Below are 14,483 nucleotides of genomic sequence, written 5' to 3'. Positions count from 1 at the left end.
CCGCCGGCTGCGAACATTGTTCGCATGAAAACCGCCGCGATCCATCCCACAGGGCAACCGCGTGATCCAGCAGACTGACTTTTTCTTCGAAGGTGGACGCCGCGGCGTGCTGCTGATCCACGGCCTCACCGGCACGCCGATGGAAATGAAGCTGCTCGGCAAGGGCCTGAACCGCGCCGGCTTCACCGTGCACGGCATGCAGCTGGCCGGCCATTGCGGCGACGTCGACGACCTGCTCGCCACCGGCTGGCGCGACTGGTATGCCAGCGTCGAGCAGGCCGCCGACGCGATGCTCGGCAAGGTCGACCAGTTGTTCGTCGGCGGCCTCTCGATGGGCGCACTGCTGGCGCTGAAACTGGCCGCGGACCGGCCCGGGCGGATCGCCGGCGTGGGCGTGTACGGCGCCACCTTCCGCTACGACGGCTGGAGCATCCCGCCGCTGGCGCGACTGTCGTTCCTGTTGCCGCTGCTGAAGAAACTCGGCATCGGCCGCGATCGCAGCTTCATGGAACAGCCGCCCTACGGGATCCGCGACGAGCGCCTGCGCGCGCAGGTCAGCACCGCGATGCTCAGCGGCGACAGCGCCGCCGCCGGCCTGCCCGGCAACCCGTGGTACTCGCTGGCCGAGATGTACGGCCTGGCCGCCAGCGTGCGCCGCCAGCTGCGCCAGGTCACTTCGCCCTGCCTGGTCGCGCACGCCAGCGACGACGACGTCGCCAGCCTGAAGAACGCCCAGCTGGTGATGCGCGAAGTCAGCGCACCGACCGAACTGCTGCTGCTCGACGACAGCTACCACATGATCACCATCGACAAGGAACGGCGCACCCTGATCGATCGCTCGGCCGCGTTCTTCGACGGCATCGTCGCGTCGAACGACATGCAGCGCGCCGCGGCCTGATGATGCCGGCGGAGGGCTCCATCTCCACCCTCGTCGCGGGCCTGTGGCTGCTCAACATCGTGCTCGACACCGGCGGCCAGCTGGCGTTCAAGGCGGCCGCCGGCGACAAGGCCGCCGGCGACGGCCTGGCGCGCTGGAAACACATGGCATCCAGACCCTGGCTGTGGCTCGGCATCGGCAGCTACGTGGTCGAGTTCCTGGTGTGGATCGCGTTCCTGTCGCTGGTCCCGCTTTCCGAAGGCGTGCTGCTGGGCTCGATCAACATCGTGGCGATCATGATCGCCGGGCGTTTCCTGTTCGGCGAGCAGCTGACCCGGCTGCGGGTCGCCGGGATCCTGCTGGTCACGCTTGGCGTGGCGATCGTGGGAGTCGGCGGATGAAGCGCTTCTACCTGTTCGGTTTCCTGCTGCTGATGGGCTTCGACACCCTCGCGCAGATCAGCTTCAAGTACGCCGGCAGCCAGGCGCTGCCGGTAGCGGCCAGCCTGGCGTGGCTGCTGCGCGTGTTCGGCCAGCCGTGGGTGTACGGCGCGGTGATCGGCTACGTCGGTGCGTTCTTCACCTGGATGGCGCTGCTGAAACACGCGCCGATCGGCCCCGCCTTCGCCGCCTCGCACCTGGAAGTGGTGTCGGTGATGCTGCTGTCGATCTGGCTGTTCGACGAACACCTCGACCTTGCTCGCGTCCTGGGTGCCATCGCGATCATCGCCGGCATCGTCTGCCTGGGCGTGGCCGAAGACCGCGAGTATCAGGTGGCGGAAACCGTCGCCACCTGAGCACCGGCTAAGCTGCGCCCATGCTGCCCCGCCGCCCTCACGAACTGCCGCCCACCGCCGGCCTGCCGCTGCGGATGAGCGATCTGCGCCCGGGCGCACCGACCCTGGCTGACGACGTCGCCGCGCTGCTGGGCACGCCACCGCTGCAACTGGAATGCTCCGGCACCGCTGCGCTGCTGATCGCACTGACCACATTGCGCGAACTGCAGCCACAGCGCCGCCGTGTGGTGGTACCGGCGTTCACCTGTCCGCTGGTGGCAATCGCCGTGCAGCAGGCCGGGCTGGAACTGGAACTGTGCGACCTGCGCCACGGCCATTACGACATGGGTCCCGCCGCGCTGCGCGCCGCCTGCGACGAGCGCACGCTGGCGATCATGCCCACCCACCTCGCCGGCCGCGTCGCCGACGTCGACGATGCGCTCGCCGTGGCACGCAGCGTCGGCGCGTACGTGATCGAGGACGCCGCCCAGGCGCTGGGCGCTCGCCGCAACGGCGTCAGCGTGGGACTGGCCGGCGACGTGGGATTTTTCAGCCTGGCCGCCGGCAAGGGCCTGTCGATCTACGAAGGCGGACTGCTGCTGACGCGCGACCCGTCGCTGCGCGAACGGCTGGCGCGCACCGCCGCACGCCTTGTGCCGCGCCGCTCCGACTGGGAGTGGCGGCGCAGCGTCGAGCTGCTCGGCTACACCGCGCTGTACCGACCGCGGGGCCTGCGCCTGGCCTATGGCGCGCCACTGCGCCGCGCCCTGCGCCGCGGCGACCCGGTCGCCGCCGTGGGCGACGACTTCCCGCCGACGATTCCGTTGCACCGCGTCGGCCGTTGGCGCCAGGCCGTCGGCGCACATGCCGCCACCCGCCTGCCGGCGTTTCTCGATCAGCTGTCGGCGCAAGCGCAGCGACGCCTGCCGCGGCTGCGCCAGATCGGCGGCGTCGAACTGTTCGGCGACCCCGCCGGTGCCCGCGGCACCTGGCCGTTTTTACTGCTTTTACTACCCGATCAAAAACGTCGCGATGCCGCGCTGGATCAGTTGTGGTCATCCGGCTACGGCGTCAGCCGCCTGTTCATCCATGCCCTGCCCGACTACGCCTATCTCGCCGGCATCGTGCCGGCGCAGGAGGTGCCGCACGCCCGTGATTTCGCCGCACGCAGCCTCACCATCGGCAACAGTCCGTGGATGACCGACGCGGATTTCGAGGCAGTCTGCAGTGCGCTGGAAGCCGTACTGCGCTGAGCTCAACCGCAGTGCCGCGCGATGGCGGCCAGAAGCTGCAAGTTCAGCGCGTGCTGCTGCGCCTGCCAGTCGTTCAGTCGCGCAGGATCGATGTCCGGTTGCGCATCCAGCGCGGACAACCGGCGTTTCCACCAACTGCGGTAGCGGTAACGCGACACCTCACCGTTGATGTCGCTGCCGACCAGTCCCTCGCGCAGGCTGCCGATCAGCGCCAGGGCGTGGTCGAGCTGCAGCCGGCCCTGATCCCAGTTGGTCTGCGCCACGACGGGGGCGAACACGTCCTTGTCGATCGACAGGTAGCTTGGCGCGGCCTGCGTGCGCTGCAACTCCACGAACGCATCGACCATCGCCCCCGGCGTATCGAAACTGCGGAAGGCCTGCGCCAGACCGAGCCGACGCGACCAGCCGGTGTCCACTCCGATGCTCCAGTAGCTCAGCTTGCCGCGCCGCAGCGGTGTGAGGTAGTTCTCCCATGCGTGGCCGCTGCCGATGTCGGACGACGTGATGCCGAGCACGTGCACGTGACTGACCTGCGGCAGCATCGCCACCTTGCGCACCCACGAGCCGCAATGCACGCCGAACGGAAAGCGCATGTTGTCCGGGTGGTTGTCCAGCACCACGACCTGGAACGGCGCCTGCGCCTGCTGGCGCGCGATCAACGGCCAGCTGAGGTGATGGAAGTCGCCGCTGCCGGTGAACACCGTGCCGTAGTCGGCCGGCAGCAATTCATCCAGCATGCTGCCGAAGCGCCGCATCGTCGCCAGCGAGCAACCGAAGCGGATCGCTTCCTGCCAATGCTCCAGCGGCAGCACCAGCCGATTCGGCAACGGCCCGACCGAACGGTCGATGTCGAGTACCACCGGGCGATGGGCCAGATTACTCATCGTTGGCCTCCGTGGCTGCCTGCCAGCGGCGATCGCTTTCGAAATGGCCGCCCAGCCGGCGCAGCAGCGCCCGCAGCAGCGGGTTGCGCGCATACACCGCGTGACGGGTGAAGGTCATGCGGGCGCCGAGGAAGGCTTTCACTTCCGGGTCGGTCCAGCCGGCCACGTAGTGGCTGAGCCCGCGCCGGCGCGCATAGTCGAGATTGTGCATCCAGCTGACGAAGTACAGGTTGTGCTCGCGCGCCTGCGGGTAGGCGAAGCCGACGTACTTGTCGATCAGCTTGCCGCCGTACTCGTAGCAGAGATTCCAGCCGATCATCTCCCCGGCATGGCGATAGACGAACACCACGCCGCCGCTCCCGCCATCCTGCAGCACGGCGCGGAAGAACGCCGCGTCCAGTCGGTCGAAGTGGACCTCGCTTTGCGCATACACATTGTCGAACAGCGCCTGGAACGCGGCCAGCGTGGCCTCGTCGTGGAAGCGCGCATCGCCGGTCGGCACCGCCTCGATCTCCAGCTCGGCCAGCGAGCGCAGCTTGCGCCGGATGTTCTTCCGGCGCCCGGACGACAGCCGCGCCAGATACTCGTCATTGGAATCGAAGTCGATCGGCACCCACGCCAGCGCCTGGCCGTCCAGCAGCACGAAGCCTTCGGCCACGCAGGCTTCGGCGAAGGCGCGCGCATGAGCGTTCGCCGCCTCGCCCAGCAGCGGCGAATCCTGCGCGATGTCCTTGACGATCAGCAGCCGGCACTCCCGCCCGTACGCGGCTTTCAACCCTTGCGCCAGGGCGGCGGGCTCCACGTCCGGCGGCAGCGGCACGTATTCGGACACGGTGGTGCCGGCGAAGCGCGTGCGCCAGCGCAACAGGCGACCCCAGCGGCGGTAGCCCGGCAGACCGGTGATCCGTCGGCGCAGCGCGTCGTCGGCCGTGGTCAGCAGGTCGAACGGCGCCACGAATACCGGCATGCCCTGCGCCGAATGGCCGGCCACGAAGCCGGCCGGCGGGTGCGCCATGAAGGCACCCAGCAGGGCATCGGGTTCGAGTTGTGCGATGAAAGGCATGAGTAAGCCAGCCTGCCTAGACTGATCGGGACATGACATTGCCGCCAGCCGCCAGGGATCTCTCCGCCATGAACGACACCATCCAGCAGCAAGTGTTCGAAATCATCGCCAAGCAGGCCAAGACCGACGTGGCCAATGTGAAGCCCGAGTCCACCCTGAAGGATCTGGGCGTGGCCTCGCTGGAGGCGATCGAGTTGATCTTCGACATCGAGGAACACTTCAACATCAATTTCCCCGACCAGCAGGGCGCCAACTTCGACAGCGACACCGCGCAGAACCTGGTCGATGCGGTGCAAAAGGCGCTGACCGACAAGGCCGCTGCCGATGAGGGCTCGAAGTGATGCAAAGCCCCACCTTGCGCCGCGTGGCGATCACCGGCATGGGTGCGATCAGCCCGCTCGGCGTCGGCGCCGAGGCGCTGTGGCAGGGCCTGCGCGAAGGCCGCAGCGCGATCGGCCCGCTGCACCACCCCGACGCCGAACGGTTGCGCGTGAAGGTCGCCGCGCAGGTACCCGACAGCTTCGACCCGGCGGCGAACATCGACGAGCGTACGCTGCCGATGCTTGACCGCACTTCGGAATTCGCGCTGCACGCGGCACGCGAGGCGGTCGCGCAATCCGGGCTGGACTTCCGCCAGGATCAGCTCGGCTTGCGCACTGCGGTGATCGTGGGCACCGGCGTGGGCGGCGAAACCACCCAGGACGAACAGAGCCGACGCCTGTACGGGGAGAATGCCGCCCGCGCGCATCCGCTGACCATCGTGCGGCTGATGACGAACGCCTCGGCCAGCCAGATCAGCATTGCCTGGGGCCTTCACGGGCCCACCTTCGCGGTGGCCAGCGCCTGCGCCTCGGCCAACCACGCGATCATCCAGGCGGCGCAGATGATCCGCTGGGGCCTCGCCGACGTCGCCATCACCGGTGGCACCGAGGCTTGCCTCACCTATGGCGCGTTGCGTGCCTGGGAAGCCATGCGCGTGCTGGCCGACGACACCTGCCGCCCGTTCAGTATCAACCGGCGCGGCCTGGTGCTCGGCGAGGGCGCCGGCATCTTCGTGCTGGAATCCATGGAACACGCGCAAGCGCGCGGCGCCACCATCCTGGCCGAGCTGGCCGGCAGCGGCATGACCGCCGACGCCACCGACATCGTGATGCCCAGCGCCGCCGGCGCCGCCGCCGCCATGCGCCAGGCGCTGGACGATGCCGGCCTCGCACCGCAGGACGTCGACTACATCAACGCCCACGGCACCGGTACCCAGGCCAACGACGTCACCGAGAGCAATGCCATCCGGCTCGCTTTTGGCGCGCATGCCGAACGCCTCGCGGTGTCCTCGACCAAGTCGATGCACGGCCATGCGCTGGGCGCCTCCGGCGCGCTGGAGCTGGTGGCGGTGATCGGCGCGCTGCGCGACAGCGTGGTGCCGCCCACCGCCAATCTCGACCAGGTCGATCCGGCCTGCGACCTGGACTACGTGCCGAATGTCGCTCGGCAGATGCCGGTGCGCGCGGCGCTGAGCAACTCGTTCGCCTTCGGCGGACTCAACGCGGTGCTGGCGCTCAAGCGCGCGCCGTAACAGGGCTTCACCCCGCGACAAACAAAAGAACCCGGCGACAAGTCGCCGGGTTTCTTTTGCGCGCAACCCACATGCGACCAACATCAGCCCTTCTTGGCCTTGGTCAGCAGCTGGTCCAGCAGCGCGATCGCCAGATCGATCTCCTCATGGGTGATCTCCAGCGACGGCGCGAACGTGATCACGTTCTTGTACCAGCCGCCCACATCGAGCACGAGGCCGATCTTCCTGCCGTTGTGCTCGAGATCGCCGGCCAGGCCGATGTCGACCATCCGGTCGAGCAGCGCCTTGTTCGGCGTAAAGCCATCGTCCGTGCAGATCTCCGCACGCAGCGCCAAGCCGAGGCCGTCGACGTCGCCGATTTCCTTGTGCCGCTTCTGCAGGTCACGCAGGCCTTCGAGGAAGTGCGCGCCCTTCTTCGGCACACTGGTCTCGTAGTCCAGCTCGTAGCCCATCTTGATCACTTCCAGGCCCAGCGCGGTACCGAGCGGGTTGGAGTTGAAGGTGGAATGGGTCGAGCCCGGCGGGAAGATCGTCGGGTTGATCAGTTCCTCGCGCGCCCACAGGCCGGACAGCGGGTTGAGGCCATTGGTGAGCGCCTTGCCGAACACGATCACGTCCGGCGTCACGCCGAAGTGCTCGATCGACCACAGTTTGCCGGTGCGCCAGAAACCCATCTGGATCTCGTCGACCACCAGCAGGATGCCGTACTGGTCGAGCACCTTCTTCAGATCCTTGAAGAAATTCATCGGCGGGATCACGTAGCCGCCGGTGCCCTGGATCGGCTCGACGTAGAACGCGGCGTATTCCGCCTGGTTCACCTTCGGATCCCACACGCCGTTGTATTCGGTCTCGAACAGGCGCGCAAAGTGGCGCACGCAGTCGTCGGAATACTCTTCGGGGGTCATGCCCTTCGGGCGGCGGAACGGGTACGGGAACGGGATGAACATCGCGCGTTCGCCGAAGTGGCCGAAGCGGCGGCGGTAGCGGTAGCTGGAGGTGATCGACGAGGCACCCAGCGTGCGACCGTGGTAGCCGCCCTCGAACGCGAACATCAGGCTCTTGCCGTTGCGGGCGTTGCGCACGATCTTCAGCGAATCCTCGATCGCCTGCGCGCCGCCCACGTTGAAGTGCACACGGCCGTCCAGGCCGAACTTCTTCTTCGCGTCCAGCGCCACCGTCTTGGCCAGCTCGATGCGGGTCTGGTGCAGGTACTGGCTAGCCACCTGCGGCAGGATGTCGATCTGCCGCTTCAGCACGTCGTCCAGGCGCGGGTTGCGGTAGCCGAAGTTGACCGCGGAATACCACATCTGCAGGTCGAGGAACGGCACGCCGGCCGTGTCGTACATGTAGCTGCCTTCACAGGTGCGGAAGATCTTCGGCGGGTCCACGTAGTGCACGGTGTCGCCGAACGAGCTGTACTTCGCCTCGTCGGCGAGCAGCTGGGCGTCGTCGATCACCACGGAAGCGTTCTTGTCGAAAACATTCATCGGAAGTCCGGAGTCGGGGGGAGAGGGATCGCGCAGGCCGGCGCCGGTCAGGCCGACGTCGCCAGCGCAGGCACGGGGGGACGGTCGAACAGGCTGCCGTCGAGCAGCTGCGGCAGGAACTCAAGCGCATCCTCGAAGCCGGTGATCGGCACGTAGGGAATACCGGCGGCGCGGCAATGCTCGATCAGGCGATGTTTGGCGAACACGAAGTCGACGCGGTCGGCGGCGCAGAAATCCGATGCGCCATCGCCGATCAGCAAAGTCTTCGCGCCGCCCGCGCGGGCCCGTGCCACGCAGGCGCACTTGCAGGTGCCGCTGCGGCAGCCGTCGGCCTGGAACGGCGAGGTCAACTGCCACAGCTTCGGCGGCGTGGCGGGCGCCAGGTGATTCGCCGCCAGCGGCAGGTCGTTCAAGCCGTAGCGGTCGAGAATTTTCTGGATCGCGTAGTCGAGACCGTCGCTGACCACGTGGATCGGCACGTTCAACTCGCGTGCCTTTGCCACGAAGCCCGGAAACGCGTGGTCGATCCATACCTCGGCCAAGTGCGCGTCGAGTTCGGCGCGGCTCATCTGCAACAGATCGACCTGCCCGGCCATGCATTCGCGCGAACCGATGCGGCCGGCGCGCCAGTCCTGTTCCAGCACTTCCCAGCCGGGGCGGCCGAAACGATCGAGCAGCGAGTCGATCACGTCTTCGACGGAAATGGTGCCGTCGAAATCACACAGGATGGTCCAACCGGAAACGGACATCGACGGCACGCTCGAATGACGATGTCACGCAGCGTAGGAAAGCTGTCTTTCGGCGCCCTTTCCCCTTTCCGAACGGATGCTGAGTACACGCGCCGTGTCCTCTGCCGAAGCACGTCGACAGCACCTATGCTGCTGTCCCATGCGCGACCACCGCCCCACTCTGTTGCGACTTCGCCTGCTGCTGGCAACATGCCTGCTGTGGCCACTGGGCTGCATCGCGGCGACCGATCCTGCCGTGTTCGCCGTTGGCGCCGGCTTGCAGCGCATGCCCAGCTGGCCCGGCGCAAAGAACCAGCACAGCGAGCCGGTGCCGTACCTGGACATCGAACTGCCTAGTCGCGGCAGGTTCTCCACGCTGGACGGACTGCAGATCGATCTGATCCGCGGCACGGCGTGGCACGGCGGCATCCATGGCGACTACCAGTGGGGGCGTTCGCGCGACGACCTCGGCAACCTGCGCGGAAAGATCGCGTCGCTGCCGCCGCGCATCAATCTGGGCGGTTACCTGGAACGGCAGCTCACCCGGCAGATCGACGTGGGCGGCAACCTCAGCCACGACATCAACGGCGCCGGCGCCTATCTCGAGCTGTACGCCGAATGGGACCTGCCGTCGATCGGTCTGCTCGAACATACGGTCGCGCTGCACTGGCAAGCGATGAACGCGCCGGCAATGAACCGCTTCTTCGGGATCAGTCCGCAAGCCGCGCGCGCCCTGTCGGTGCCGGCGTGGCAACCCGGCGCCGGCAGCCAGCTCGCCTCGCTGGAGTACGACCTGTTCATGCCCACCAGCCGGCACACCGGCGTGGCGCTGGTGCTGGTCTACGGGCGCCTGCTCGGCGGTGCCGCCGACAGTCCGCTGGTCACCCGCTACGGCTCGCGCACGCAGCTGTCCGAATCACTGGCGTTCGTCTATCACCGATGACTTCGTGCACGATTTCGGCAAGGCCAGCACCAGCAGCAACATCAGCAGGTGCGCGCCGATGGAAAGCCCGGCGGCCGCGTGCGCATTCGTCACCGACACGGGCATGACGGCCCCTAGCACGCCGTTGCCCAGGTTCCAGCCCCAGTGCAGCCCCACGGCGCCCCACAGGCTGCCGCTGCGCCACAGTGCCGCCGCGTAGGTCAGCCCGAAGCAGAACAGCAGCAGCCATTCCAGCGGTCCGTTGCCCAGTCGATAGATGTGGTTGAGCACATAGATCGCGCTGGATACCAGCACGAACACCACGCCGCTGCGCCAGCGCAAACCAGTAGCGCGATACCAGAAACCGCGGGTAAGGATGTCCTCGGCCAGCGACGCCACGAAGGTGGACAGCAACAGCAGTGGCAATGCAGCCAGCAGCACGGCAAATACGCTTGCCGATAACGGCGCATCAGCCGTATAGACGCCCATATGCAGGCCCAGCCAAGCCGCGCCGAACTTCGCCAGCACCGCCAGCAACAGGCCACCGGGCAACCACCAGCGCAAACCGTTGCCGCCGGTCAACGCATACGCCGCGTAACCACGGTAACCGAGCCAGCGCGACAGCGGCCACGCCACCACGACACTGGCCAGCATCAGCCCGGCCTGCACCGGAAAGCTGTGCAACCAGCGCGCACCCACGCCTTCGGCGCCCTGGTACAGAAGCCACAGCAGCACGAACGCCAGCAGCGCCCGCCATCGACAAGTCATGCCACTTTCCCCTGTTGCCGTCGCGTCAGTCCATCAGCAAGGCGCGCAGCATATCAGCGGTCGTCGCGCGTCCAGATCGCGCCGTCTTCCTCGTGCACCGGGAAGCTGGCGATCGGCTCGTACGCCGGGGGTTTCGTCACCGCACCGGTGCGCAGATCGAAGCGTGCGCCGTGGCGCGGGCATTCCACCTCGAAGCCGAACACCTCGCCGCCGGCCAGGTCGCCGCCGTCGTGGGTGCAGGTGTCCTCGACCGCGTACAACGCGCCATCGATGTTGTACACCGCGATCGGCGTATCGCCGTCCCACACCACCTTGAATTCGCCCGGCAGAAAGTCGCTGCGGGTGCCGACCCGGACCCAGCCGTTCATGCCGCCACCTCGTCGAAGTCCTTGCGCAGCACCTCGAAGCGCAAGTCGTCACGGCGGGGGATGCCGAAGCGCTCGTCGCCGTAGGGAAACGGCTGGTATTCGCCGGTGCGCCGGTAGCCGCGGCGGCCGTACCAGGCGATCAGTTCCTCGCGCTGCACGATCACCGTCATGCGCATGCCGCGGCAATGCCATTCCTCGCGTGCAATTCGCTCCGCCTCGGCCAGCACCTGTTTGCCCAGGCCACTGCCCTGCTCGACCGGGTCGACGGCGAACATGCCGAAGTAGCCGGTGTCGCCCTGGCGCTCGACATGGCAGCTGGCCTTGAGCCGGCCAGCGGACTCGGCCAGCAGCACGCGGCTGTCCGGCCGTTCGATCAGCGCGCGCACATCGGCCGCGTCGGTGCGCTGGCCATCCAGCAGGTGCGACTCGGTGGTCCAGCCGCGCAGGCCGGATTCGCCGCGGTAGGCCGACTCGACCAGGGCCACAATGGCATCGACGTCGGCGAGGGTCGCCGCGCGGAACACGGGTAAGGGTTGTGCAGTCATGGGCGGATGATAAGGCCTCGCCCGTTTCGCCGACCATGACCTGGAGCAGTTGCGCCCGCGCGTGACCTTCGACACTGGGCAGCACGCAACCGTCTTGCCTAGCCTGCCGTTTACGCAGAATTCTGCGACGCCCGGATGGCCGGGTGCGCCCACCGAAGGAACCCACCCATGAAGCACCGCTTTGCAAAGCCCCTGGCGCTCGCCGTGGCGATGACGCTGGGCACCAGTGCCTTGGCCGCACCCTCCACAGCGTTCGACGTGCGCGAGATCGACAGCAGCATCAAGGCCTGCACCGACTTCAACGGCTTCGTCAATGCGAAGTGGGTTGCCGCCCATCCGATCCCCGCCGATCGTACGCGCTGGGGTTCGTTCGACGCGCTGCGCGAGGACAGCCTCAACGTGCAGCGCAAGCTGGTCGAAAATGCCTCCAGCCATGCCGCCCACGCGAAATCCGGTTCGATCGAACAGAAGATCGGCTACCTGTACGCCTCCGGCATGGACGAGGCGGCCATCGACAAGGCTGGCTTCGACCCGATCAAGCCGCAGCTGGCACGCATCGCCGCGCTGAAGAACGGCGCCGACGTGGCCACCTATATCCGCGACAGCCATGCCCGCGGCGAACCGGTATTGTTCAGCTTCGGCGGCAACGCGGACTTCAAGGATTCCAACCAGGAGATCGCCTACGCCGGCCAGGGCGGGCTGGGCCTGCCGACCACCGACTACTACAGCAAGCCGGACTTCGCCAAGATCCGTACCGCCTACGTGGCACACATCGCCAGGATGCTCGAACTTACCGGCGTCAGCGCCGCCGAGGCGCAGAAGCAGGCGGCCTCCGTGCTGGCCTTCGAGACGCGCCTGGCTGCCGCCTCGCTGCCGCGGGTGGAAATGCGCAAGCCGGAAAACCGCTACCACTTCGTCAGCATCGCCGAGGCCGACAAGGTCACGCCAAACTTCGACTGGGCCGGGTTCTTCAAGGCGCAGGGCGCCAACGTGACGAAGGGTTTCTCGCTGTCGCAACCGAAATTCTTTGCCGAAATGCAGAAGATGCTGGGCGACGTACCCGCCAGCACCTGGCAGGCCTACTTCCGCTACCACGCCATCTCGAATGCGGCTCCGTACCTGTCGGCACCCTTCCAGCAGCAGGACTTCGCGTTCGAGCAGCAGACACTCAACGGCCAGAAGGAGATGCAGCCGCGCTGGAAGCGCGTGCTGGAAACCACCAACGGCAGCATGGGCATGGCGCTCGGCCAGTTGTACGTGGTCGACCACTTCCCGGCCAGCTCGAAACAGCGCGCCGAGGAGTTGGTGAAGAACCTGAGCGCCGCGTTCAGGACGCGCATCGAACAACTGGAATGGATGAGCGACGCGACCAAACAGAAGGCGCTGGAGAAATGGGCGACCTTCGTGCCGAAGATCGGCTACCCGGCCAAGTGGCGCGACTGGAGCGGCCTCACCGTCACGTCGGACGACTACTACGCCAACGTGCAGGCGGCACGCCAGTTCAACCGTGCGTACCGCGTGGCCAAGATCGGCAAGCCGGTCGACCGCACCGATTGGGGCATGACGCCGCAGACGGTGAATGCCTACTACAACGCGCAGAAGAACGAGATCGTGTTCCCGGCTGCCATCCTGCAGCCGCCGTTCTTCGACGCCAGCGCGGATGACGCGATCAACTACGGCGGCATCGGCGCGGTGATCGGCCACGAGATGGGTCACGGCTACGACGACCAGGGCAGCAAGTTCGACGCCAGCGGCAACAACGTCAACTGGTGGACCGACGCCGACCGCACGGCGTTCGAGGCGCGCACCGCCAAGCTCGGCGCGCAGTTCGACGGTTACGAGGCGCTGCCCGGCAAGCACGTGAACGGTCAGCTCACCATGGGCGAGAACATCGGCGACCTGGGCGGCCTGAACGCGGCGTACACCGCGCTGCAAATGGCGCTGTCGAAGAATCCGGCCGAAGCGAACCGCAAGATAGACGGCTATACACAGGACCAGCGCTTTTTCATGAACTGGGCCCGTGTCTGGCGCGGCAGCATCCGCCCCGAAGCGCAACTGACCCTGCTCAACACCGACCCGCACGCACCGGCGAAATTCCGCGCGATCGGTGCGCCGTCGAACATGCCGGAATTCGCGCAGGCGTTCCAGTGCAAGGGCGGCGACGCGATGGTGCGCGACGGCGAGACGCAAGTGAAAATCTGGTAAGTCCCGGCGTCCCACTCACCCGAAGCCGCGGCCGCAAGGCCGCGGCTTTTTTCGTACCCACGGCGCAGGGAAGCGGTGCCCGCCCTACCGGAGCATGGTTGTCATGCGGCCGGCGACGGCCTGCCCGCTTCGTAGACCTTCAGATGGGCATACACGATCGCCAGCAGCGAGTGCGCATCGCGCGACCGATCCGCGCGCGCCAGCAGGTCGCCGACGATGTGGTCAGCTTCGATCGGATGCCCGTGCTGCAGGTCGCGCAGCATCGAGGCAGTCAGCGTGGAACCGGCCTCGGTCAGCGCGCTGCGGGCGCGCTGCATCGTCTTCTCGCCTGGCGCATGGCCGGACCGCTCCGCCACCGCGCAGCAATCTTCCAGCAGGCGCAGCGCCGCGGCACTGCCGCCGGGCGCGGCCACGATATCGCCGACCGAGCCGCGCATCAGGCAGGTGATTCCGGCCAGCGTGGCCAGGAAGATCCACTTGTCCCACATGTCCTGCAGGACCGTGCTGCTGGGATGCGCGTCGAAGCCCGCATCGGAAAGCGCCTGCGTGATCTGCTGCATGCGCGCGGACGCGCTGCCGTCGCGCTCGCCGAAAGTGAGGCCATGCAACTGGTTGAGATGCCGCACGGCGCCCTGCGCATCCAGCGTGGCGGCGATCACGCACTGCCCGCCCAGCACGTGTTGCGCGCCGAAGCGCGCGTCCAGCAGGTCCAGTTGGCGCATGCCGTTGAGCACCGGCAGGATCGCAGTCTGCGGCCCCACCGCCGGCGCGATGTCGGCCATCGCCTGCTCCAGGCCATAGGCCTTGCAACTCAGCAGGATCAGGTCGTAGGGAGCACGCAATCCGCTCGCCAGCACGGTGGGCGGTGATGGCAGGTCGGCGTTGCCGGTGGCGCTGCGGATCAGCAGGCCATGCTGCGCCAGTTGCGCTGCGCGCTTTTCGCGCACCAGGAACGTCACGTCGCGCCCGTGCTGCAGCAGGCGACCGCCGAAGTAACCGCCGGTGGCGCCGGCGCCAACGATCAGAATGCGCATG

Annotated in this window: 16 protein-coding genes; 8 read left to right on the top strand and 8 right to left on the bottom strand. The window is 67.3% G+C overall.

Annotation, left to right across the window (positions count from 1 at the left end; translation table 11 throughout):
• The first annotated feature begins 61 nt into the window (after nucleotides 1–61).
• Genes ABD024_RS05265 through ABD024_RS05250 form a run of 4 tightly spaced genes read left to right on the top strand, consistent with a single transcriptional unit; the run spans nucleotide 62 to nucleotide 2,905 of the window.
• Entirely contained in the window at nucleotides 62–898 is an 837-nt protein-coding gene (locus ABD024_RS05265) for an alpha/beta hydrolase (RefSeq protein ID WP_343850378.1), read from the top strand.
• A complete protein-coding gene (locus tag ABD024_RS05260; RefSeq protein ID WP_343850376.1) occupies nucleotides 898–1,278 on the top strand; it encodes an EamA family transporter in 381 nt (126 codons plus the stop codon). The genes ABD024_RS05265 and ABD024_RS05260 overlap by 1 nt, the downstream gene beginning before the upstream one ends.
• On the top strand, nucleotides 1,275–1,673 hold the full coding sequence (locus tag ABD024_RS05255) for a DMT family transporter (protein WP_343850374.1): 399 nt from the start codon (nucleotides 1,275–1,277) through the stop codon (nucleotides 1,671–1,673). The genes ABD024_RS05260 and ABD024_RS05255 overlap by 4 nt, the downstream gene beginning before the upstream one ends.
• Nucleotides 1,674–1,693: 20 nt before the next feature.
• Entirely contained in the window at nucleotides 1,694–2,905 is a 1,212-nt protein-coding gene (locus ABD024_RS05250) for a DegT/DnrJ/EryC1/StrS family aminotransferase (RefSeq protein ID WP_343850372.1), read from the top strand.
• Between the two features lie 2 nt (nucleotides 2,906–2,907).
• Here ABD024_RS05250 and ABD024_RS05245 read toward each other — a convergent pair whose 3' ends face one another.
• Together ABD024_RS05245 and ABD024_RS05240 are read right to left on the bottom strand one after the other, a co-directional pair.
• Nucleotides 2,908–3,789 carry an arginase family protein gene (locus ABD024_RS05245; RefSeq protein WP_343850370.1) on the bottom strand — a complete coding sequence of 294 codons (882 nt, stop codon included), beginning with the start codon at nucleotides 3,787–3,789 and terminating at the stop codon, nucleotides 2,908–2,910.
• Nucleotides 3,782–4,852, bottom strand: a complete 1,071-nt coding sequence (locus ABD024_RS05240; RefSeq protein WP_343850368.1) for a GNAT family N-acetyltransferase — start codon at nucleotides 4,850–4,852, stop codon at nucleotides 3,782–3,784. Before ABD024_RS05240 ends, ABD024_RS05245 begins: the two co-directional genes overlap by 8 nt.
• Nucleotides 4,853–4,920: 68 nt before the next feature.
• Between ABD024_RS05240 and ABD024_RS05235 the strand changes: the two genes are divergently transcribed.
• Nucleotides 4,921–5,193: an acyl carrier protein gene (locus ABD024_RS05235; RefSeq protein WP_343850366.1), complete on the top strand. Its 273-nt coding sequence runs from the start codon at nucleotides 4,921–4,923 to the stop codon at nucleotides 5,191–5,193.
• Complete coding sequence (locus ABD024_RS05230; RefSeq protein ID WP_343850364.1) at nucleotides 5,193–6,425, top strand: beta-ketoacyl-[acyl-carrier-protein] synthase family protein; 1,233 nt, start codon at nucleotides 5,193–5,195, stop codon at nucleotides 6,423–6,425. Before ABD024_RS05235 ends, ABD024_RS05230 begins: the two co-directional genes overlap by 1 nt.
• Nucleotides 6,426–6,508: 83 nt before the next feature.
• Here the strand turns inward: ABD024_RS05230 and ABD024_RS05225 are convergent, their stop codons facing one another.
• Both ABD024_RS05225 and ABD024_RS05220 read right to left on the bottom strand, forming a co-directional pair.
• A complete protein-coding gene (locus ABD024_RS05225) occupies nucleotides 6,509–7,912 on the bottom strand; it encodes an aspartate aminotransferase family protein (RefSeq protein ID WP_343850361.1) in 1,404 nt (467 codons plus the stop codon).
• A gap of 47 nt (nucleotides 7,913–7,959) precedes the next feature.
• Nucleotides 7,960–8,661 carry an MtnX-like HAD-IB family phosphatase gene (locus tag ABD024_RS05220; RefSeq protein WP_343850359.1) on the bottom strand — a complete coding sequence of 234 codons (702 nt, stop codon included), beginning with the start codon at nucleotides 8,659–8,661 and terminating at the stop codon, nucleotides 7,960–7,962.
• Between the two features lie 139 nt (nucleotides 8,662–8,800).
• Here ABD024_RS05220 and ABD024_RS05215 point away from each other — a divergent pair, with 139 nt between their 5' ends.
• The gene (locus tag ABD024_RS05215; protein WP_343850357.1) at nucleotides 8,801–9,583 is read left to right on the top strand and encodes a MipA/OmpV family protein; all 783 of its coding nucleotides are present in this window, start codon (nucleotides 8,801–8,803) and stop codon (nucleotides 9,581–9,583) included.
• On the opposite strand, the gene ABD024_RS05210 is transcribed toward ABD024_RS05215, so the two are convergent.
• From ABD024_RS05210 to ABD024_RS05200, 3 genes are read right to left on the bottom strand one after another with little or no spacing between them, the layout of a single operon-like run.
• Nucleotides 9,557–10,330 (bottom strand): CPBP family intramembrane glutamic endopeptidase, encoded by a 774-nt coding sequence (locus ABD024_RS05210; protein WP_343850355.1) that lies wholly within the window; start codon nucleotides 10,328–10,330, stop codon nucleotides 9,557–9,559. The genes ABD024_RS05215 and ABD024_RS05210 overlap by 27 nt on opposite strands.
• Before the next feature lie 53 nt (nucleotides 10,331–10,383).
• Nucleotides 10,384–10,698 carry a non-heme iron oxygenase ferredoxin subunit gene (locus ABD024_RS05205; RefSeq protein ID WP_343850353.1) on the bottom strand — a complete coding sequence of 105 codons (315 nt, stop codon included), beginning with the start codon at nucleotides 10,696–10,698 and terminating at the stop codon, nucleotides 10,384–10,386.
• The gene (locus ABD024_RS05200) at nucleotides 10,695–11,243 is read right to left on the bottom strand and encodes a GNAT family N-acetyltransferase (RefSeq protein WP_343850351.1); all 549 of its coding nucleotides are present in this window, start codon (nucleotides 11,241–11,243) and stop codon (nucleotides 10,695–10,697) included. The genes ABD024_RS05205 and ABD024_RS05200 overlap by 4 nt, the downstream gene beginning before the upstream one ends.
• Before the next feature lie 168 nt (nucleotides 11,244–11,411).
• Here ABD024_RS05200 and ABD024_RS05195 point away from each other — a divergent pair, with 168 nt between their 5' ends.
• Nucleotides 11,412–13,448, top strand: a complete 2,037-nt coding sequence (locus ABD024_RS05195; RefSeq protein ID WP_343850349.1) for a M13 family metallopeptidase — start codon at nucleotides 11,412–11,414, stop codon at nucleotides 13,446–13,448.
• A 101-nt stretch (nucleotides 13,449–13,549) separates the two neighbouring features.
• Here ABD024_RS05195 and panE read toward each other — a convergent pair whose 3' ends face one another.
• Nucleotides 13,550–14,482 carry a 2-dehydropantoate 2-reductase gene (gene panE / locus ABD024_RS05190; protein ID WP_343850347.1) on the bottom strand — a complete coding sequence of 311 codons (933 nt, stop codon included), beginning with the start codon at nucleotides 14,480–14,482 and terminating at the stop codon, nucleotides 13,550–13,552.
• Between the last annotated feature and the right edge of the window lies 1 nt (nucleotide 14,483).

Source organism: Rhodanobacter soli, from assembly GCF_039523495.1.
Classification (GTDB): domain Bacteria; phylum Pseudomonadota; class Gammaproteobacteria; order Xanthomonadales; family Rhodanobacteraceae; genus Rhodanobacter; species Rhodanobacter soli.
The sequence above is the reverse complement of the archived record's forward strand: the minus strand, read 5'-3'. Positions and strand labels throughout refer to the sequence as shown.